Origin of the sequence: Billgrantia endophytica, assembly GCF_002879615.1 — a bacterium.
GTDB classification, from domain to species: Bacteria; Pseudomonadota; Gammaproteobacteria; order Pseudomonadales; family Halomonadaceae; genus Halomonas; species Halomonas endophytica.
Window position 1 is genome coordinate 226,165 of sequence record NZ_PNRF01000007.1, and the last position, 21,191, is coordinate 247,355.

General features: G+C 63.8%; 17 protein-coding genes. 14 read left to right on the forward strand and 3 right to left on the reverse strand.

The genetic code is table 11. From position 1 onward, the window contains the following. The first annotated feature begins 241 nt into the window (after positions 1-241). Positions 242-1,012 carry an SDR family NAD(P)-dependent oxidoreductase gene (locus tag C1H69_RS03030; protein ID WP_102651927.1) on the forward strand — a complete coding sequence of 257 codons (771 nt, stop codon included), beginning with the start codon at positions 242-244 and terminating at the stop codon, positions 1,010-1,012. On the opposite strand, the gene C1H69_RS03035 is transcribed toward C1H69_RS03030, so the two are convergent. Continuing rightward, positions 973-1,914: a LysR substrate-binding domain-containing protein gene (locus C1H69_RS03035; protein WP_102651928.1), complete on the reverse strand. Its 942-nt coding sequence runs from the start codon at positions 1,912-1,914 to the stop codon at positions 973-975. The genes C1H69_RS03030 and C1H69_RS03035 overlap by 40 nt on opposite strands. A 173-nt stretch (positions 1,915-2,087) precedes the next feature. On the opposite strand from C1H69_RS03035, the gene C1H69_RS03040 reads away from it, so the two are divergent. Next, the gene (locus tag C1H69_RS03040) at positions 2,088-3,293 is read left to right on the forward strand and encodes a CaiB/BaiF CoA transferase family protein (RefSeq protein ID WP_102651929.1); all 1,206 of its coding nucleotides are present in this window, start codon (positions 2,088-2,090) and stop codon (positions 3,291-3,293) included. A gap of 20 nt (positions 3,294-3,313) precedes the next feature. Further along, positions 3,314-4,228 (forward strand): hydroxymethylglutaryl-CoA lyase, encoded by a 915-nt coding sequence (locus tag C1H69_RS03045; RefSeq protein WP_102651930.1) that lies wholly within the window; start codon positions 3,314-3,316, stop codon positions 4,226-4,228. Positions 4,229-4,437: 209 nt separating this feature from the next. On the opposite strand, the gene C1H69_RS03050 is transcribed toward C1H69_RS03045, so the two are convergent. Further along, positions 4,438-5,124, reverse strand: coding sequence for a GntR family transcriptional regulator (locus C1H69_RS03050; protein WP_102651931.1), 687 nt, complete (start codon positions 5,122-5,124; stop codon positions 4,438-4,440). 197 nt (positions 5,125-5,321) lie between these two features. On the opposite strand from C1H69_RS03050, the gene C1H69_RS03055 reads away from it, so the two are divergent. The 7 genes from C1H69_RS03055 to C1H69_RS03085 all read left to right on the forward strand — a co-directional run bounded on the left by C1H69_RS03055 (position 5,322) and on the right by C1H69_RS03085 (position 13,990). Further along, positions 5,322-6,875 (forward strand): ABC transporter substrate-binding protein, encoded by a 1,554-nt coding sequence (locus C1H69_RS03055; RefSeq protein ID WP_102651982.1) that lies wholly within the window; start codon positions 5,322-5,324, stop codon positions 6,873-6,875. 123 nt (positions 6,876-6,998) lie between these two features. Then, positions 6,999-7,976, forward strand: a complete 978-nt coding sequence (locus C1H69_RS03060) for an ABC transporter permease (RefSeq protein ID WP_102651932.1) — start codon at positions 6,999-7,001, stop codon at positions 7,974-7,976. Continuing rightward, positions 7,973-8,809, forward strand: a complete 837-nt coding sequence (locus C1H69_RS03065; RefSeq protein WP_102651933.1) for an ABC transporter permease — start codon at positions 7,973-7,975, stop codon at positions 8,807-8,809. The genes C1H69_RS03060 and C1H69_RS03065 overlap by 4 nt, the downstream gene beginning before the upstream one ends. A gap of 10 nt (positions 8,810-8,819) precedes the next feature. After that, positions 8,820-10,442 (forward strand): ABC transporter ATP-binding protein, encoded by a 1,623-nt coding sequence (locus C1H69_RS03070; RefSeq protein ID WP_102651934.1) that lies wholly within the window; start codon positions 8,820-8,822, stop codon positions 10,440-10,442. A gap of 17 nt (positions 10,443-10,459) precedes the next feature. Further along, a complete protein-coding gene (locus tag C1H69_RS03075) occupies positions 10,460-11,851 on the forward strand; it encodes an FAD-binding oxidoreductase (protein WP_102651935.1) in 1,392 nt (463 codons plus the stop codon). Between the two features lie 7 nt (positions 11,852-11,858). Continuing rightward, positions 11,859-12,785 (forward strand): DMT family transporter, encoded by a 927-nt coding sequence (locus tag C1H69_RS03080; protein WP_102651936.1) that lies wholly within the window; start codon positions 11,859-11,861, stop codon positions 12,783-12,785. An 83-nt stretch (positions 12,786-12,868) separates the two neighbouring features. Continuing rightward, positions 12,869-13,990 (forward strand): pyridoxal phosphate-dependent aminotransferase, encoded by a 1,122-nt coding sequence (locus tag C1H69_RS03085; protein WP_102651937.1) that lies wholly within the window; start codon positions 12,869-12,871, stop codon positions 13,988-13,990. Here the strand turns inward: C1H69_RS03085 and C1H69_RS03090 are convergent. After that, complete coding sequence (locus tag C1H69_RS03090) at positions 13,987-15,414, reverse strand: sigma-54 interaction domain-containing protein (protein WP_102651983.1); 1,428 nt, start codon at positions 15,412-15,414, stop codon at positions 13,987-13,989. The two genes, C1H69_RS03085 and C1H69_RS03090, sit on opposite strands and share 4 nt — an antisense overlap. Before the next feature lie 228 nt (positions 15,415-15,642). Here C1H69_RS03090 and speB point away from each other — a divergent pair, with 228 nt between their 5' ends. The 4 genes from speB to C1H69_RS03110 all read left to right on the forward strand — a co-directional run bounded on the left by speB (position 15,643) and on the right by C1H69_RS03110 (position 21,138). Continuing rightward, positions 15,643-16,593, forward strand: a complete 951-nt coding sequence (gene speB / locus C1H69_RS03095; RefSeq protein WP_102651938.1) for an agmatinase — start codon at positions 15,643-15,645, stop codon at positions 16,591-16,593. 64 nt (positions 16,594-16,657) lie between these two features. After that, positions 16,658-18,049 (forward strand): YjiH family protein, encoded by a 1,392-nt coding sequence (locus tag C1H69_RS03100; RefSeq protein ID WP_102651939.1) that lies wholly within the window; start codon positions 16,658-16,660, stop codon positions 18,047-18,049. Positions 18,050-18,058: 9 nt separating this feature from the next. Further along, positions 18,059-19,678, forward strand: coding sequence for a 5-guanidino-2-oxopentanoate decarboxylase (locus tag C1H69_RS03105; RefSeq protein ID WP_102651940.1), 1,620 nt, complete (start codon positions 18,059-18,061; stop codon positions 19,676-19,678). A 14-nt stretch (positions 19,679-19,692) separates the two neighbouring features. After that, positions 19,693-21,138 (forward strand): aldehyde dehydrogenase family protein, encoded by a 1,446-nt coding sequence (locus C1H69_RS03110; protein WP_102651941.1) that lies wholly within the window; start codon positions 19,693-19,695, stop codon positions 21,136-21,138. Positions 21,139-21,191: the final 53 nt, after the last annotated feature.

Here is a 21,191-nt window from a genome sequence, read left to right on the forward strand (position 1 = left end):
CGTTATTGGCTGGTCGTCGTATGCTGATCTTGAAACAAGCCCCCGTCTCACTCAAATCGGTTTTGATGAAGGTAGGCTTCGTCAATCACGATGACCAAAGTTAGCCAGCATGATGCCTCGCCTGACATCCCGGCAGCCATGCAACACGACTAAAGGCTAATACCCATGGGGTCTCGTTGGGGCACCAATGAGGAAATACCCAGGTCTTCATACGCCATTCAGACATGCCGGAGCATTCATCATGCACGAAGCCACACCCATTGCCTTCATTACCGGCGCCACATCAGGCATTGGCCGAGCCTGTGCCCAGCGCTTCGCTGCCGCCGGATGGGGGCTGGTACTCACGGGGCGACGCGAGACACGCCTGAAGGCCCTGCAACGATCTCTGGGTGATACGGTGCCGGTACATATCGTTCCGCTGGACATTACCGACCACCGGGCGGTCGAGAAGGTGGTGAGTACACTTCCCGAGGCTTTCACCAATATTCGGCTGCTGCTGAACAATGCCGGGCTGGCCTTGGGCAAGGGGCCGGCCCAAGAGGCCAACCTGGAAGATTGGCATGCAATGATCGATACCAATATCAAGGGGTTGGTCACCGTTACCCGCCTGCTGCTGCCACGACTCATCGCCCATGGTGAAGGAGCCACCGTCATCAATATCGGTTCCATCGCCGGCCATACACCCTATCCCGGCGGGCACGTCTATGGAGCGTCAAAGGCCTTTGTCGAACAGTTCAGCTACAACCTGCGCTGCGACCTGAGTGGCACCGGGGTCCGGGTCACCGACCTGGCACCGGGCATGACGGAGAGCGAATTCACCCTGGTTCGCATGAAAGGCGACCAGGAGATAGCCACCGACTACTATAGCGGGACCCGTTCGCTGCAGCCGTCGGATGTGGCCGAGCAGGCCTTGCATATCGCCGAACTCCCCTCCCAGGTGAATATCACGCGCCTGGAGGTCACGCCGCTATGTCAGCAGTGGTCGCCATTCACCATCGTGCGCAACGACTGATCGCCGTCGGTCCGGCTCGGGCTTGTCAGATGGTCGACCAGATGCCGGGCGATCACCGACAGCTCATCGTATTGCCTGACTCCGATCACCAGCTCTCGACGTGCCCACTCGTCGCTCAACGGGATACTGCACAGCTGCAGGTCGCGCAGATCGCGATAGATCGTCTTCTCGGGCAGCACCCCGACCCCCATGCCGTGATGGATCATGCGGCAGATGGCATCGAAGCTGCGCACCTGGATACGCATGCGCAGCGTCTTTCCGGCCCGGCCCGCCTGCTCGTGCAGCAGGGCCTGCAGGGACGCGTCCTGCTGCAGCCCAATGAAATCGAAATTGGTGGCCTCATGCAGATAGAGGGACTCACGCTCCGCCAGCGGATGATCGCGGGGGGTCATCAGGACCAGGCGGTCACTGCGGTAAGGCAGGAGCTGAAGGGATTCGCAGGGCACGTGGCCGGCAAAGATGCCGACATCGGTCAGCCCGTCTCGGGCCGCGGCGATCACCTCGGAGCTGACCCGCTCCTGGAGATCGATCTTGATCTGCGGATACTCCCGCGAAAAGGTGCTCAGGTCCTGAGGCAGGAAGGCAATGATCGCCGAGGTGTTCGAATGGATGCGTACATGCCCTTTCACACCCTCGCCGTACTCGCTCAACTCGGCCTGCAACTGGTCGATGTTCTCCAGGATGCGTCGGGCATGGTGCAGAAAAGCATGGCCGGCCGGGGTCAGCTCCACTCCACGCGGCCGCCGATACAGCAGTGCCGTGCCGACCAATGATTCGAGATCACTGATGCGCTTGCTCACTGCCGCCAGGGCCATGTGCTCCCGCTCCGCCGCGGCCGTCAGGCGGCCCTCGTCGGCTATGGAGACGAACAGTTTCAGGGTCACGAAATCGAAGCGCCGCACAAGCTGGAGTCCTCAGGCAGAACAGGGGAAGGGGGAACCGCGTGACACGTCGGCTCTGACGCGATCTTACGACATGTCTTCGCCAGAGACGAATCCTGACTTCCTCTTTGCTGAATTGTTGCCATCCATCAAGTCACGCATCCTGATCCTAACCCGCGCAAGGAGAGCCCACCATGACGACCCCGAATGACCGGCATCTGCCGTTGTCTGGCCTCAAGGTTCTGGAACTCGGGCAACTGATTGCCGGCCCTTTCGCCACCAAGCTGCTGGGTGAATTCGGCGCTGACGTCGTCAAGATCGAGCCGCCCGGAGCCGGCGATCCACTTCGCAAATGGCGAATGATCGAAGATGGCACTTCCCTCTGGTGGCATGTCCAGACCCGCAACAAGCGCTCGCTCTCGCTGGACCTGCGCAGTGAAGAGGGACAGTCACTCGTACGCCGGCTCGTCAGCGAAGCCGATGTGCTGGTCGAGAACTTCCGTCCCGGCACTCTCGAAGGATGGGGGCTGGGCTGGGATGAACTCTCGACCCTGAACCCGGCATTGATCATGGTACGTGTCTCGGGCTACGGCCAGACCGGCCCCTACCGCGACAAGCCCGGCTTCGGCGTGATCGGCGAGGCCATGGGTGGCCTGCGCTACCTGACCGGCCATCCCGGCGAGCCTTCCGTGCGCGTGGGAGTCAGCATCGGCGACTCGCTATCGGCGCTCTACGCGGTCATCGGCACCCTGCTTGCCCTGCAGGAACGAGCCCGGAGCGGCATGGGCCAGGTCGTCGACGTGGCCCTCTACGAGTCCGTCTTCGCCATGATGGAGAGCCTGTTGCCCGAATACGATGCCAGCGGTGACATCCGCGAACCCAGCGGCAGCGCCCTGCCCGGCATCACCCCTTCCAACGCCTACCGATGCCGGGACGGCGATTACGTACTGATTGCCGGCAATGGCGACAGTATCTTCAAGCGCTTGATGGATGTGATCGGGCGCAACGACCTGGCCGAGGACCCGGCCCTGGCCCATAACGACGGCAGAAGCCGACAGGCCGAGTCGATCGATGGTGCCATCGAGGCCTGGACACGGGAGCACCCCCGGTCGGACATCATCGAGAAACTGGAGGCTGCCAGGGTACCCGTCGGCTATCCCTACACCGCCGCCGACATCGCCTCCGACCCCCACTACCTGGCCCGGGAGATGATCCAGACCATCACTCGCCCCAACGGCAAGTCGTTGAAGGTTCCCGGCGTCCTGCCACGGCTCAGCGCCACTCCCGGTCGGCTGGGCAACGGCGGCCCCGCCCTGGGGCAGCACACCGACGAGGTATTGGACGAGCTGGGTATCGACGACGAGACCCGTAACAAGCTGCGTCAGGCCGGCATCATCTGAACACGTCTCGGGAGAACGCCATGACACCCCTACAGATCAACGAAGTCGCCCCTCGGGATGGCTTGCAGATCGAAACCGTCTTCGTGCCAACCGCGGACAAGATACGTCTGATCGATGCCCTTTCCAGCACCGGACTCGCACGCATCGAGGCGACTTCCTTCACCTCTCCGAAAGCAATTCCCCAGTTGAAGGATGCCGAGGACGTCGTGCGCGGCATCCAGCGACGGGAAACGGTTGGCATTACCGTCCTGGTGCCCAACCTGCGCGGCTGCGAACGAGCACTTTCCTGTGAAGTGGATGAGATCAACCTGGTGATGTCCGCCAGCGAATCCCATGGGCTGGCCAACCTGCGCATGACCCCCGGCCAGTCCCTGGAACGCTTCGCCGACGTTCTACGGGTAACGGCAAGCAGCAGCGTGTTCGTCAACGCGTCGCTCTCTACCGCCTTCGGCTGCCCCTTCGAGGGTGACGTGCCTCAGGCACGTGTTCTGGAACTGGTGGAAAGGCTGCTCGAAACCGGCGTCGATGGCGTGACGCTGTGTGATACCACGGGCATGGCCAACCCCGCCCAGGTGGGGAAGCTGTGTGACGCCGTACTGGCGCGCTGGCCCGACACCCCCCTTACCCTGCACTTTCACAACACGCGTGGCATGGGGCTGGCCAACACACTGGCCGCCTGGCAGGCAGGCATCACCCGCTTCGATGCATCACTGGGTGGGCTAGGGGGCTGCCCCTATGCACCGGGCGCCACGGGCAACGTCTGCACCGAGGATCTCGTTCACATGTTCGAACAGATGGGGGTCGATACCGGCGTTGACCTGGACGCCCTGCTGGCCGTTTCAGCCACCCTGCCCCGGTTGGTTGGCCATGACACACCAGGCCAGATCGTCAAGGCCGGCAAGGCAGACCGGCGCTATCCGATGCCGAAACGCTAGGCTTTGGTCGAAAAGTCGACGAGCGATGGCCAGACAAGGCAAAAATCGGCGACAAATCAGCAGGAAAGCCGATTTGGACAGCTCCGCTGCTCGAAGAGCGAGCGACATGGATTCGCGAGTCCAAAGACGGAGTTTACGCGGTGTAAATGAGTACTTTGAGCCGATTTTTAACGCTGTATGAGCGAGCGCAGACAGTTTTCGTACAGAGCCTAGGATACCGTCTCGCCGATACCCTGAACGACATAGTCTCGCGCCACGCCGATGTGATAGTCGATGGCCTCGCGGCAGCGCTGGGGATCCTTGCTGGCCAAGGCATCGAGCAGTGCCCAGTGGGATGTCGAGATGCTGTCGGGATCGGCATGAGTCTTGCCGATCAGTGCGATGCATAGGCGCAGCTCATGGGTAATGTCATCGAACGCCTTGAGCAATCGACGGTTGTCGGCGTACGCAATGATCATGCGATGAAAGGTCAGGTCCTCCTCTATCTTGCGGCTCTCGCTATCGCCGGTGGCCGCCTCGCACATCACTTCGACCTGCTGCCTCAACACCTTCTCCCTGCCCGCATCGAAGCCGTCGACCAGGCGTGCCATGGCATGCCGCTCCAGGCATAGGCGTAGATCGAAGACATCATTGAGCTCGGCGGCATCCAACGCTCGAACGAAGAAGCCTCTTCGAGGCCTGGATACCAGCAGCCCCCGGCTCTCGAGCAGCCGCGCCGCTTCACGCACCGGTGCGCGGCTCACCCCCAGGTCGCGTGCCAGCTGCACCTCGGAAAGACGATCACCCGGCGCGAAGTGCTGGCTGATGATGGATTGGGTCAGGTAATCAGCCACCTGCTCCACCAGATTGCGCTGCTGGATGATCGTGAAATCACCGTGGGCTTTGGATGACGTCATGCTGGATAGGCTCCCCATGGGATGTTCGACATACAGTATGACGCAAGCGGCTTCGTTGTCGACCGTCGATCGCCGACTGTCGACAGTTTTCCCAACCGCTGCTATGGTCAAAGAGGCTGCTTCAAGAATGATCTCGACCATTCTGCCTCGATAATCACAAAGACAGCATCGACAAAACAAGAAGGAACTCGATAATGATGAAGACACCTTTGGCCACCGCCATTGCCGCACTGGCCTTTACCACTACGTTTGCCATCGCCGATGAGCCCCGGTCCGGCGGCACGATCAATACCATCATTCAGCCAGAACCGCCCGGGCTGGTATTGGGCATGGTGCAGAATGACCCCACCCGCAAGGTGGCCGGCAATATCTACGAAGGCCTGATGCGCTATACCACCGACCTCGAACCGATACCGCAGCTTGCCGAATCCTGGGACATCAGCGAGGACGGCCTGACCTGGACCTTCCATCTGCGCGAAGGCGTAGTCTGGCACGATGGCGAACCCTTCACCGCCGAAGACGTGGTGTTCTCCGCCGATGTCTTCCATCGCGAGCTCAATCCCAGTGCCCGCGCCGTCCTGCAACATGTCGAAAGCATCGAGGCAACCGACGACCACACCGTGGTCTTCACGCTTGCCGAGCCGTTCGGTCCATTCCTGATCTCGTTCGAGGCCGGCACCTTCACCATGGTGCCCAGGCACCTCTATGAAGGCACCGACTTCCGCGACAACGAGCACAACAACCATCCTATCGGTACCGGTCCGTTCAAGTTCAAGAACTGGGATCGTGGCACCGTCATCGAACTGGTGCGCAATGACGACTACTACGAGGAGGGCCTGCCCTACCTCGATGGCATCAATTGGCACATCATCCCCGACGGGGCCTCCCGTGCCGTGGCCTATGAGAACGGCACCGTGGACGTATTGCCCAATGGTACCGTGGAGAACTTCGACATCCCGCGCCTCTCCGCCATGGACAACACGTGCGTCACTGAAGAGGGCCATGAATATTTCAGTCCCTTCGCCATGCTGTGGATGAACAATCGCGAAGGTCCCACTTCCGACAAGCGCTTCCGCCAGGCAGTCATGTACGCCATGGACCGCGAGTTCGCGCGGGATGTGCTGTGGAACGAACTGGGCAATGTGCCTCTCTCCGCCTTCGGCTCCAATGCCCGCTTCCAGCACGACGGGCTGGAGCCTTACGACCACAATCCCGACCGGGCCCGTGAACTGCTCGACGAGATGGGTTATGACGGCGAGGAAGTCCGCCTGCTGCCGCTGCCCTACGGCGAGACCTGGACCCGCTGGGCCGAGGCGGTACAGCAGAACCTGCGCGAGGTGGGCGTCAACGTACGTACCCAGTCCACCGACGTGGGCGGCTGGAACCAGCGCCTCTCGGAGTGGGACTACGACCTCGCCTTCACCTTCCTCTATCAGTACGGTGACCCGGCACTCGGCATCACGCGCTCCTACCTTTCGGATAACATCGAGAGAGGCTCACCCTGGAACAACGTCGGGGGCTATGAGAACGAGCGGATCGACGAACTGTTCGACGAGGCCGCCACGGCCTTCCCCGACGAGGAGCGTGAGGCCCTCTACCACGAGGCCCAGGAAATCCTTCATGAGGACGTTCCGGTGGGCTGGCTGATGGAGCTGGGCTTCCCGACCATCTATCGCTGTGACGTAAAGGACCTGATCACGTCCGGTGTGGGTGTCAACGACGGGTTCAAGGACGCCTGGCTCGACCGCTGAAGGCCAGCAGCCTGACGGGGGTGGCCCGACCGCCTCCGTCGTTCACGAAACGCTCGGGCTGGGGCGCGCCACCAGCGGGCTCGTCATCCAATCGCGCTTTCGACAAGATTCAGAGGCTTCCGCATGCTCTATGCACGCTTGATCCTGATGCGGCTGCTCAAGGCCGTCGTCGTGCTGTTCATGATCGTCATCTTCAATTTCTTCCTGATCCAGATGGCTCCCGGCGACCCCGCGGCGATCCTTGCCGGTGAAGCCGGTGCCACCGACCAGGAATTCCTGCGCCAGCTGCGTGAGCGCTTCGGCCTCGACCAGCCGCTCTATGTCCAGCTATGGCGCTATGTCTCGGGCATCGCCATGCTCGATTTCGGCTATTCCTATCGCCAGGGCATGCCGGTCCTCGACCTGATCCTGGCCCGCCTGCCGGCCACCCTCCTGCTCACCGGCACCGCCTTCGTGCTGTCGCTTGCCCTGGGTATCCTGGCCGGCTCGATGGCCGCCGCCCGGGTCAAGAAGCCTTCCGGCTCGCTGATCATGGCACTGGCGCTGATCTTCTATGCCACCCCGCTGTTCTGGGTCGCGCTGATGGCGGTGGTGCTGTTCTCGGTCTACCTGGACTGGCTGCCGGCCTACGGCATGTATACCGTGGGCGCCGGACTCAGCGGATTCGCCCTGATCATGGATGTCGCCAGGCACCTCATCCTGCCCGCGACCACGCTGGCACTCTTCTTCATGGCCATCTACACCCGCATGACCCGCGCCTCGATGCTCGAGGCCAGTCAACAGGACTACGTCAAGACCGCCCGCGCCAAGGGGCTCGGCTCCCGCGTCATTCAGCGACGCCACATCTTGCGCAATGCCCTGCTGCCGATCATCACCCTGGCCGGCCTGCAGGCGGGACAGATGGTGGGTGGCGCCATCCTCACCGAGACCGTCTTCGCCTGGCCCGGCATCGGCCGCCTGATGTACGAGGCACTGATGCAGCGCGACTACAACCTGCTGCTGGGCATCTTCTTCTTCTCGGCCGCCCTGGTCATCGTCTTCAACATCGTCACCGACCTGGTCTATCGACTGGCGGACCCACGTATCAAGGAGGGCTCATGAGCTTCTTCGCCCGTTTCGCCCAGAACCGTGGTGCCCTGATCGGCCTGATCATCCTGTTCACGATCATCCTGATGGCCATCCTGGCCCCCTTCCTCTACCCCGACTCCCCCTGGCGAATGGTCCAGCGCCCCTTCCTGGCGCCCATGGAAGTGGAGGGTTTCCTGCTGGGCACCGATACAATGGGACGCGACGTGGCAGCCGGCATCATGCATGGCGCCTGGGTGTCGCTGCTGATCGGCCTGGTCTCGACCACGGTGGCGCTGATCATCGGCGTGCCACTGGGCGCCATCGCGGGCTACTACGGCGGCCTGATCGACGATGCCCTGATGCGCTTCACCGAGTTCTTCCAGACCATCCCCAACTTCGCGCTGGCCATCGTGCTGGTGGCGATCATGCAGCCCAGCGTCACCTCCATCGTGCTGGCCATCGCCATCGTCAGCTGGCCGCCGGTGGCACGACTGGTACGGGCCGAGTTCATGTCGCTGCGCCATCGTGAATACGTGGAAGCCGCACGCCTGGTGGGGCAGACCAACCGCACCATCATTCTGCGCCAGATCCTGCCCAATACGCTGTCGCCCATCATCGTTCTCGCTTCGCTGATGGTGGCGACGGCCATCCTGCTCGAGTCTGCCCTCTCCTTCCTGGGTCTTGGCGATCCCAACGTGATGTCCTGGGGCTACATGATCGGCGCGGCACGGACCGTCATCCGCCAGGCCTGGTGGCTGAGCTTCTTCCCCGGCGTGGCCATCCTGCTCACCGTGCTGGCGCTCAACCTGGTGGGCGAAGGCCTCGATGATGCGCTCAATCCCAAGCTAGCACGCGAACGCTCATAAGAGAGGAACCATGAACGACGAGACTCCGGTTTTGAGCATACGCGGCCTCAGCTTGGCGCTGCCCAAGGGTGCCGACCGCGACTATGCGGTAGAGAACGTGAGCTACGACGTAGCACGCGGCGAAATCATGTGCGTGGTGGGGGAATCCGGATCAGGCAAGTCCATGGCCGCCAACGCCGTGATGGGCCTGCTGCCCAAGGGCGTGCGCCCGACCGCGGGAGAACTGATTTTCGACGGACAGGATCTGCTCAAGCTGACCGAAAAACAGCACCGCAAGCTGCGCGGCCTGCGTATCGGCATGATCTTCCAGGAGCCGATGACCGCTCTGAACCCCCTGATGCGGGTCGGTGCCCAGATCGCGGAGGTGTTCGAGGCCCATGGAAGATACAGCGCAAGGGAGCGTCAGGCCAGAGCACTGGCCCTGTTGGAAGAGGTCGGCATTCCACAGCCCGACAAGGCCATTCGCGCCTACCCCTTTCAGCTTTCCGGTGGCCAGCGCCAGCGGGTGATGATCGCCATGGCGCTGGCGCTGGAGCCCGAACTGCTGATCGCCGATGAACCCACCACGGCCCTGGATGTCACCACCCAGGCGCAGATCCTCGCGCTGATCCGGAATCTGCAGAAACGGCGTGGCATGTCGGTGATGTTCATCACCCACGATTTCGGCGTGGTCGCCGAGGTCGCCACCCGGGTCTGCGTGATGCGATACGGCCAGATCGTCGAGCTCGGCACGGCCAGCGAGGTACTGGAAAACCCGCGGCACGACTACACGCGAGCGCTGATCGAGGCGATACCCAGCAATATCATTCCCGAAGCCCGAGGCGGTGAGAGGCCGGCACCGTTGCTGGAAGTCGAAGGACTCAACAAGGTGTTCCGTTCACGTGGCGGCCTGTTCAAGGCCGCCCGCGAAGTACGAGCGCTGGATGACGTCTCGTTCACCCTCGCCCCGGGCGAAACCGTGGGTATCGTCGGCGAGTCGGGCTCCGGCAAGTCGACCCTGGGCCGCTGCGTGGTACGCCTCGAGCGCCCCGACAGCGGCACGCTGTCGCTTTCTGGCACCGACTTCACCACCCTCAAGGGCGAGGAACTGCGACGGCAACGCTGGCGGGTACAGATGATCTTCCAGGACCCCTACGCCTCGCTGAATCCCCGCACCCGCGTCGGCTACGCCATCGCCCAGGGCCCAATGGCCAACGGCGTGTCCCGGGTGCAGGCCATGAAGCAGGCCGGCGACCTGCTCGACCTGGTGGGCCTGGGCGCCGTGGCCGTCGATCGTTTTCCCCATGAATTTTCCGGCGGCCAGCGCCAGCGAATCGGTATCGCCCGGGCCCTGGCCCTCAATCCCGAACTGATCGTTGCCGACGAGGCGGTATCCGCGCTGGACGTCTCGATCCAGGCCCAGATCCTGGAGCTGCTGGAAGATCTCAAGCAGAAGCTGTCGCTGTCCATGCTCTTCATCACCCACGACCTGCGCGTGGCCGCCCAGATCTGTGACCGCATCATCGTCATGCAGCATGGTCGTATCGTCGAACAGGGCAGCGCCCAGGACGTCTTCCTCTCCCCCAAAGAGGCTTATACCCGCGAACTGCTGGAGGCGATCCCCGGACGCGAACAGGAACTCCAGAGCGCATGAATGATCAAGGACAACGAATGGATGCCTTATTGAGAGAAATCGCCGCCGTGGTTGGCCCGGGCAACATCATGACGGGCGAGGACGTGGCCCAGCGACGTGTCGACTGGATGACCGGCGCGCCCTGCCGCGCCGGCGCCATCGTGCGCCCCGCCGATACCGCTGAACTGGCTGCCGTGATGCGCCTGTGCCATGTCGCCAACCAGCCGGTGGTGACCCATGGAGGCCTGACCGGGCTGGTCCATGGCGGAGAGGCGTCACCGGAGGAGCTGGTCATGTCGCTGGAGCGCATGACCGCCATCGAGGAGATGGACCCGGTGGGCGGCACCATCACCGTACAGGCCGGCGTGCCGCTGCAGCGGGTACAGGAAGCCGCCGATGACCACGACCTGCACTTCCCCCTGGATCTCGGTGCCCGGGGCTCCTGTACCATCGGTGGCAACATCTCCACCAATGCCGGAGGCGTGCGAGTGATTCGCTACGGCATGATGCGCCAGCAGGTGCTGGGGCTCGAGGCGGTCCTCGCCGACGGCACCGTGATCAGCTCCATGAACCGGATGCTCAAGAACAATGCCGGCTACGACCTCAAGCAACTCTTCATTGGCAGCGAAGGCACCCTGGGCGTCGTGACCCGGGCCGTCCTCAAGCTGCAGCCCAGGATGGCCAGCGAGAAGACGGCACTGGTCTCCTGCCCTTCCTTCGAAGCCGTCACCGGCCTGCTGCGACACATGGGGCGCACATTGGGCGGCGGCCTCGGCACCTTCGAGGTCATGTGGCGCAACCACTACCTCCTGCTGACCGAGGAGAGCGGCCGGAATGTGCCGCCCCTGCCCACCGATTCGCCCTTCTACGCCATCATCGAATCGCTGGGGGTCGACGATGAAGCCAATACCGCCCAGTTCGGCAAGGCGCTGGAGACGGCCTTCGAGACCGATCTCATCAGCGACGCAGTCGTCGCCCAATCCGATGCCCAGCGGCAGGGAATCTGGGACATTCGGGAAGATATCGAAGGGCTGATCCAGAACCTGGCGCCTCTGTTCACCTTCGACATCAGCCTGCCCATTCCCGACATGGAGCGCTACGTGAACCAGCTCGAAGCCGGCCTGCGGCAAGGCTGGCCCCAGGGACGTCTGGTCGTCTTCGGCCATCTGGGCGACGGCAACCTGCACGTCTCGGTCACAGTCGGCAGCAATGATCCCGAGGCACGCCGGGCGGTAGAGCAACTCGTCTATGCCCCGCTGTCCGAGCTGGGTGGCTCGGTCTCCGCCGAGCATGGCATCGGGTTGGAGAAACGCGACTACCTGGCGGTGTCGCGCAATCCCGAGGAGATCGCTCTCATGCACACCCTCAAGCGGGCCCTGGACCCCAAGGGCCTGCTCAACCGACACAAGATCCTGGCCCCCGAGACCTGAAACACCCATGCCGACACCCGCCCAGCCCGCCACGCGCCTGATGGAACGTACCGGTATCACGACGGCGCTTCTGATTGCCGCCATCGGCCTGTTCTGGGGCGGGAATTGGCCGGCGGTTCGGTTCAGCCTGATGGACTTGCCGCCCTTCAGCCTGCGCGCCATCGGTTTTACCGTCGGTGCGCTGGTTCTGCTCGGCTGGGCCTGGATGCGTCGCCTGCCCCTGGGAATCGCGACTGCCGAGTGGCCCTGGCTGGTGATGACCGGCGCTCTCACCATCCTCGGCTTCAACGTCGGCACCGCCTTCGGCCAGCTCCACATGCCGACGTCCCAGGCTGCGATCATTGCCTTTACCATGCCCTGCTGGGCGCTCCTGATGGCCATCGGGTTACTGGGTGAGCGTATCACCTCGAGCCAATGGCTTGGTCTCGGCCTGGGCCAGGCGGGACTGCTGACTCTGCTTGGGCCGGCAGCCTGGCAGGCTGGCCTTGGCGGATTGACCGGGCCGCTCTTCGTGCTGGGTGCCGCCATTTCCTGGGCGCTGGGCACCGTGTTGACCAAGCGCCGCGGAGGCTGGCAGGGTCACCCGACGGTCATTACCGGCTGGCAATTCGCCATCTGTGCCGTTCCGATGATAGTGCTGGCCGCCGGGCTGGAATCGCCTCCGCCTCCCACCGAATGGAGAAACACCACCTGGCTGGGCCTGGGTTATCATCTGGTTTTCGCCATCTGCCTGGCGCAGATGCTGTGGTTTCGCAACGTCAATCGCCTCACCATCGGCCAGTCCACCATCAGCACCCTGATCATTCCGGTGGTCGGGGTTTCCAGTGCCGTCGTCCTGCTCGGCGAGCCCTTCACCCTGCAGGTACTGGCGGCCCTCGTCCTGACACTTTCAGCGGTTGCGATCGTCCTGACGCAGAGGAAGCCCGCGTCATGATCACATCGCGGCCTGGCATGCTTGAAATCAGTCATTCATCGCCAACTATCGTTCATCCCTCAATACGAACTCGGGAGTTTCCCATGCCCCGCTTCCCCGACCACCTGACCGGGTCAGGTCCCAACAACCCCTTCCCCGGCATCAAGGTGCTGGAACGACGCATCGGACGCGAGATCCCTCACCGGCTGGGTTCCAATGAAGGCCTGGACATGCCGCACCGCGCCCTGCGCCAGCGCTTCGGTGATGCCATGGTCGAGCATGTCTACTGCTACGGCGATTCGGAGGCGCTTGGCGTACGCCAGCGGCTCTGTGCGCTGTATGGCTTTCCATTGGAGGCAACGCTGGTGGATGCCGGCGCCGACAGCCTGATCGCCCTCGCGCTGCGCGCCACCACCACGCCGGGCTGCGCGGTGGTCAGTGCCAGCGGCACCTACCCCACCTTCGGCTACTTTGCCCAGGGGCTCGGCTGCCGGCTCATCGAGAAGCCCTACGAAGAGAAACCGGGCTTGCTCGCACCGGATCTGGACGCGCTGCTGCGGGCCGCCCGGGAACAGGAGGCCCGACTGGTTTACCTGGCCAACCCCGACAACCCCAGCGGACACCTGCACGGCGACGACGCCATCAGGAGGCTGCGTGCCGAACTCCCCGAAGACTGCTGGCTTCTGCTCGACGAGGCGTATCACGATTTCCGTGACGATGCCGACTCCACCTTCGGCCGTGAGGTACTGCCCGGTGTGATCCGGCTGCGAACACTGTCCAAGGCCCATGGCCTGGCCGGCCTGCGGATCGGGTATGCCATCGCCGAGCCCGACACGCTGGCGATGATGATGAAGGTGCGCATCCATTATGCGCTTTCCACCCTGACCCTGGCGGCAGCCGAGACGGTGCTGGACAACGACGACGAGGTCCGCGAACACGTACGCGACGTCAAGGCCCGCCGCGAGCGGCTGGCCCGCCATTTTCGCGGGCTGGGTGCCCAGGTGCTGCCGAGTGCCACCAACTTCATTGCCATCCGCCTGCCAGACGCCGAACTCGGCGAACGCCTCAATCGCGAACTGCTGGAGGCGGGCCGGTTGATCGCACGACCGGCCCATCCCGACCTGGGGCACGTGCTGCGCATTACCGCCGTGGAGGATGCACTGCAGCCGGGCCGGTTCGAGATTCTGGAGCGGGCCCTGGCGACGCTGAATGGCCAGAATGGCTAACCCCTCGATCGCTGAATACGCAGCCCATGCTTCCGCAGCTTGCGGACCACGCCAGGCTGGCTGATTCCCAGCCGCTTGGCCATGGCGTAGGTGCTGGGCAGCGTGTCGCACAGTGCGGCCAGCACCTGCCTTTCGGCACGGGCCAGGTAATCCGTGAGCGACTCTTCGTCACCCATCGGCATGGGTGCCTGCCGACTCGCGCGCCCCCGGCTGGCGGGAAGGTTGCCCGAAGATGGCTCGCCGAGGGTGGGGGTCTCGATGAGGTCACCGGCGCTCGACAGCCAGGCCCGCTCCAGCCAGTTTTCCAGTTCCCTGACATTGCCCGGCCAATCATTGCCCATCAGCTCCGACCATACGCTGCCATGGAGTAGCTTCCGCCGGCCGTAGCGCCGGTTGAGCTGTTCCAGGCACGCTTCCACCAGCACCGGTATATCCTCGCGCCGCTCGCGCAAGGGCGGTAGCGTGACCGGTATCACGTTGAGCCGGTAGTAGAGATCGAGACGGAAGGCCCCTTCCTCGACCCGATGTGCCAGATCATGGTTGGTCGCGACGACAAGACGGAAGTCGACCCGCCGCGAACGGGTATCGCCAAGACGGGTGACGGTACCGTCCTGGATCACCTTGAGCAGCTTGGTCTGCATCAGCAGTGGCAGCTCGCCGATTTCATCCAGGAACAGCGTACCGCCCTCCGCCTGCTCGAGCAGGCCCGCCTTGCCCTGTCGCGCGGCACCGCTGAAGGCACCGGGTTGGTAACCGAACATTTCCGATTCGAACAGGTTGTCGGGAATCGCCCCGCAGTTGACCTCGATGAAAGGACCTTCGCCCCGGCGACTCCAGCGATGCAGCTGCCGGGCGAAGGCGGTCTTGCCCACACCGGACTCACCCAGCATCAGCACGTTGGCGTCCGACGGCGCAACCCGCTTGAGCAGCAGTGCGATCTCCCGCATCACGCTGCTGCGTACCTGCAGCGCCTCGAAGGTCTCTTCCAGCGCCCCGTCATCGCCGGGCGGCCCGCCCTGGCTGCGCTTCAAATGCTCGCTGAAGCGCTTCTGCAGCAGTGCGTATTCATCCTGGAGCAGTTGAAGATCAGTGAGGTCGCGTGAGCGGCTGACGATGCGTTCGAGACGCCCATCGACAAATACCGGATGCGCCTCGGCAATGACCCGTCGCCCGGTACCGGTCACCTGCATCAACTGGGCCGGCTTTCGGGTACGCATCACCTCCAGGCTGATGGAGGGCTTGAGCACGCCGCTGGCCTCCAGCTCCTGCACCGTACTGGACGTGAGTGCTTCCCTGGACATGCCGTAGACCGCTGCCGCTCCGGGGCTGACCTCGAGCACCCGCCCGGTCCCCCCGACGATGAAAAAATGGTCGTTGGCCGTCTCGACGATGGTCTTGACCACCTGCCGATCGATCTCGCTCATCACCGCTTCCGCTTTGTGGTTCGTGGGCACCTGCGCGAAACGCCCAGGCATGGGCGATCCATTTTGGCATCATTAATTCAGCGGTGCATCGAAACGACAGCCAATCGATTCAGCATTGCATCAACAGGCGCGGAAGAAACCCGAAACCCGGGCCTCGCCGACTGGCACGGCAAATGCATGGACTCTTCCAGACCCTTTGCTTACAGCCAGCGACGACAGGAACACACCATGTCCCACTTCAACCAGCCACTCGGCGGCAACGAAATGCCCCGCTTCGGTGGCCCCGCCACCATGATGCGTCTCCCCGCCCAGCCTACCGCGGAGGGTCTCGACGCCGCCTTCATCGGTATCCCGCTGGATATCGGCACGTCCAACCGCCCAGGAACTCGCCTGGGCCCGCGCCAGATCCGCGACGAGTCTCGCATGCTGCGGCCTTATAACATGGCCACCCGGGCCGCCCCCTTCGACAGCCTCCAGGTGGCGGACATCGGCGACGTACCGATCAATACCTTCCACCTGCCCAAGAGCGTCGACATCATTACCGCATTCTACGACGAGGTGATGGCCCATGGCTGTGTCCCCCTGACGCTGGGTGGCGAGCACACCATCACCCTGCCGATCCTGCGTGCCATCGCAAAGAAGCATGGACCGGTCGGGTTGATCCATATCGATGCCCATGCCGATGTCAACGACCACATGTTCGGTGAGCCCATAGCCCATGGCACCCCTTTCCGCCGTGCCCAGGAAGAGGGATTGCTGGACGCGAGCCGGGTCGTGCAGATCGGATTGCGCGGTACGGGCTATTCTGCCGAGGATTTCGACTGGTGCCGGCAGCAGGGTTTTCGCGTAGTGCCCGCCGAAGCGTGCTGGTACCAGTCGCTGGAGCCGCTGATGGCGGAAGTTCGCGAGCAGATGGGCGACGGCCCGGTCTATATCAGCTTCGATATCGACGGCCTCGACCCCTCGGTAGCTCCCGGCACCGGCACCGTGGAAATGGGCGGCCTGACCTCGGCCCAGGGCCTGGAAATCGTGCGCGGTGCCGCTGGCCTCGACATCGTCGGCGGCGATCTCGTGGAAGTCTCGCCCCCCTACGACCCCAGCGGCAACACCGCCCTGATGGGCGCTACGCTGCTCTATGAAATGCTCTGTGTGCTGCCGGGTGTTCAACGTCGAGACTGACGACCCCGGCATGGCCAAGACCACCACCCCGGACTCAATGACAACAAGCCATAGGGAAGACACCATGTCAGCTACCGACAATACCCACGACGATACGGCTGCCTCACGAACGCTGGAACCGCTGGACCGCCAAGGCCTCCTGAAGTTTCTCATCCCCTCCCTGATCGGCGTCAGCCTGTTCCTGATCCCCTTTCAGGTCGGCGGTACCATCAACATCGGCATGGGCTTCATGGCGGATGGTCTCAAGGCGTTACTCGACGGCGCCCTCCCGGCCATTGCCGTTGGGGTTCTCGTGCTGTCGGTGCTGGCCACGCTCTACGTCAAGCTGGCCCGCCCCGGCTGGGCCGACAGGGGAACGCTGCATGACATGTTCCACGTCGGCCCGGCGTGGTTCGGCATGCGCATTGCGGGCGCCGTCTTCGCGCTGATGACCTTCTTCCAGTTCGGGCCCGAATTCATCACCGCCTCATTCACCGGCGGGGTGATACTCAACGATCTGGCCCCGGTATTGCTTACCTTCTTCTTCTTCGCCGCCCTGCTGCTGCCCTTCCTGGTGGACTTCGGCTTCATGGAGTTCATCGGCAGCCTGATGCGCAAGCCGTTCCGTTTCATCTTCAACCTGCCCGGCCGCAGCGCCATCGATGCCACCGCCTCGTGGATGGGCTCAGGCACCGTGGGCGTGCTGATCACCGCCCAGCAGTATGAGAAAGGCTTTTATAACCGGCGCGAGGCCTCGGTCATCGCCACCAATTTCTCCATCGTCTCGATCGCCTTCAGCCTGTTGATTACCAGTTTCATCGGCATCAACCACCTGTTCATCCAATTCTACTTCACCGTGGTCGTGGCCGGCCTGACCGCAGCGGTCATCGTGCCGCGACTGCCGCCCTTGTCCCGCAAGCCGGATACCTACTACGAGCCAGTGGGTTGCCAGCTCGCCGAGAAACGCACCGACAACGTGGGGCTGCTGCGGTACAGCCTGCGGCAGGCAGTGCGGCGTGCCGAACGAGCACCCGGCCCGCGCGAGCTGGCACGCAATGCCCTGTTCAATGTCGCCGACATCTTCCTGGCCCTGTTGCCGCTGGTGTTCGCCATCGGGACCGTGGCGCTGATACTGGCCGAATTCACACCGCTGTTCACCTGGCTTTCCTACCCCATGGTGCCGATACTCGAATTGTTGCGTATCCCCGAGGCCGAGGCTGCCGCCCCTGCCACGCTGGTGGGCTTCGCCGACATGTTCCTGCCGGCGGTGCTGGCCACCAACATCGAGAGCGAGCTGACCCGTTTCGTGATCGCCTGCCTGTCGCTGACCCAGTTGATCTACATGTCCGAGATCGGCGCGCTGCTGCTGAAGTCGAAGATCCCCATCAAGCTATGGGAGCTGGTGGTGATCTTCCTGCTGCGCACCGCCATCACCCTGCCGATCATCGCCTTCATGGCCCATACCTTCTTCTTCTGAGGTCACACGATGGCATCCGATACCCTGTCCTGCGCCCACCTCCTGCTGCACCTGCTGCGCGACACCTACGGTGTCGATACCGTATTCGGCATCCCCGGGGTGCACACGGTAGCGCTCTATCGCGGCCTGGAAAGCGGTGGAGTGCGACATGTCACCCCGCGTCATGAACAGGGGGCCGGTTTCATGGCCGACGGATACGCCCGCGCCAGCGGCAAGCCCGGCGTCTGCTTCATCATTACCGGCCCGGGCATGACCAACATTGCCACCGCCATGGGCCAGGCGCTGGGCGATTCGGTGCCGATGCTGGTGATCTCCAGCGTCAATCGCCGCGATACACTGGGACGCGGCCAGGGTCGCCTGCATGAATTGCCCAATCAGCAGCAGTTGTTGGCAGGCGTCTCGCGCTTCAGCCATACCCTGCTCGACCCGAACGCCCTTCCTGAAACCCTGGCCCGTGCCTTCGCCGTGTTTCGCAGCGAGCGTCCCGGGCCGGTCCATATCGAGATACCCATCGACCTCTTCGATGCTCCAGCCACCCCACCTCCACGCTGGGAACCACCGATCCTCTATCGTGCCGCCCCGGACCCCCGGGGCCTGGCCAGGGCCGCCCAATGGATGCACGAGGCAACTCACCCCCTGGTGCTGCTGGGCGGTGGCTGCGTGGACGCCTGCGAGGCAGCGCGCGCCCTGGTGGAACGCCTCGATGCCCCCACGGTGACCACCATCAATGCCAAGGGGCTGCTGGGAAGAGCCCACCCGCTGGACCTGGGGGCCAACGCCGCCCTGCCCGCGGTACGCGAACTGGCCCGCCACGCCGACGTGATCCTGGCCGTGGGTACCGAACTCGGCGAGACAGACTATGACGTCGTCTTTGACGACGGCTTCACCCTGACCGGCCGCTTGATTCGCATCGACCTGGATGCCCAGCAGCTGGTGCGCAACCAGGGCGTCAGCCTGGGCCTGGTTGGCGACGCGCGGCGCAGCCTGGAACTGCTGCTGGAGCACTTTCCAGCACCGCTGTCACGAGGTGGCGCCGAACGAACCCGTCAAGCGTTGGCCGCCCTCGACCTGGCCCATGACCCGGCTTTCTCCTCCTTCGTACCGCTCTACGCCGTACTGCAGGAAGCCATTCCCGAGGCGATTCTGGTCGGTGACTCCACCGCACCGGTCTACGCCGGCAACCATCTGCTTTCACAACCGGAACCACGGCGCTACTTCAATGCCTCCACCGGCTACGGCACCCTAGGCTATGGCCTGCCCGCGGCCCTCGGCGCCCGGCTCGCCCGGCCCGACCTGCCGGTGGTGGCGCTGGTCGGTGATGGCGGCGTGATGTTTACCCTGTCGGAACTGGCGACCGCCGTGGAGGAGCGCCTGCCGGTCGTGGTCATGCTGTGGCACAACCAGGGCTATGAGGAAATTCGCCGCTACATGGACGCCCACGGGGTCGAACGCACCGGCGTCGACATACGAGCGCCCGACTTCCTTGCCCTGGCCCGTGGCTTCGATTGCATGGCTGCGCATGTCGGTAGCCCGGATGCGCTCGCCCAGGCCCTGGCCAGCCGTCCGATGGACGGCCCCTTCCTGATCGAAGTGGACGCGGCAGCCTGGCAGCGTTCACTGTCGCCTTGATAGCAGGACTTCCCATGCAACGACTCGACAAACAGTTCATCGACAACCAGTGGGTGACCTCTGCCGCAACCCGCTTTCTGCCGGTGACGAATCCCTTCACCGAGCAGGTGGTTGCCGAGGTGACCGCTGGCGACCCCACCGACGTCGACGCAGCGGTGGCTGCCGCGCACCGGGCACTGCCTGACTGGCGAACCACTTCCGGTTCACAGCGCGGCGCCTATCTCGACGCCTTTGCCGACGCCTTGACCCGCCGCCGGGAAGAACTGACCCGACTCTCTTCCCTGAATAACGGCAAGGTGCTGGCAGAAGCGGCTATCGATCTGGACGATGCCATCGCCTGCTACCGCTACTATGCCGGGCAGGCGCGGCACCTCGAGCAGCGTCAGGGCGCCATTGTCCCCATCGGGATGGACAGCGTCGAGGCACGCAGCTACCACGATCCGGTGGGCGTGGTGGGGCTGATCACGCCCTGGAACTTCCCACTGGTCACCAGCGCCTGGAAGCTCGCCCCGGCACTTGCCGCGGGTTGCACCGCGGTGCTCAAGCCATCGGAAGTGACCCCTCTGCCCGAGTTGGCCCTGGCCGACATCGCGCTGGAAATAGGCCTGCCTGCGGGCGTCTTCAATCTCCTGCTTGGCGACGGGGATGGCGTCGGCGCGCCACTCGGCCGGCATGCCGGCATCGACAAGATCTCCTTCACCGGCAGCAACCGGGTCGGCGAGGCGATCATGCATGCCGCAGCCGATCGCACCGCCGGCGTCGCACTGGAATTGGGCGGCAAGTCGCCGATCCTGGTCATGGAGGATGCCGACCCCGGGCAGGCCGCCGACTGGGTCATGGCCGGTATCTATTTCAATGCCGGACAGATCTGTTCGGCCACATCGAGGCTGTTGGTGCACGAGGCCGTCGCCGACCCCCTCTACGCGGAATTGGCCAACCGTATCGATGCCCTGACCCTTGGCGACCCGCTGGCTGCGGGTACCGACATGGGCCCCATGGTCAGCGCTCGTCAGCGTGAGGCCGTGCAGCGCTACCTCGGGATCGCGGAGCAGGAAGGACTGAGAGTGGTGCGGGATGCCCGCCATCGAACGCTCCCCGGGACGGGCTATTTCCTCGCCCCGACACTCTACCGCGACGTACCCGTGGAGAGCCGACTCTGGCGTGAGGAAATATTCGGACCGGTCCTCTGCGCACGCAGCGTGGCAAGTGAAACGGAAGCCGTCGAGCTGGCCAATGACAGCGACTTCGGCCTTGCCGCCACCGTTGTCAGCGGCAGTGTCGAGCGCGCACGACGAATCGGGCGTCAGCTCCAGGCTGGCAGCGTCTGGTTCAACAGCGAGCAATTGGTTCCGCCGGAAACCGGCTGGGGCGGTGTCAAGCGCAGCGGTATCGGCCGCGAGCTGGGTCCGTGGGGGCTATCGGCCTATCTGGAGGTAAAGCACCTTATCGGCCCTGTGTGAAAAAGCGAAGGCGGCTCCTGTCATAGGCAGCCGCCTTCTTGCGCTTGCGCGTG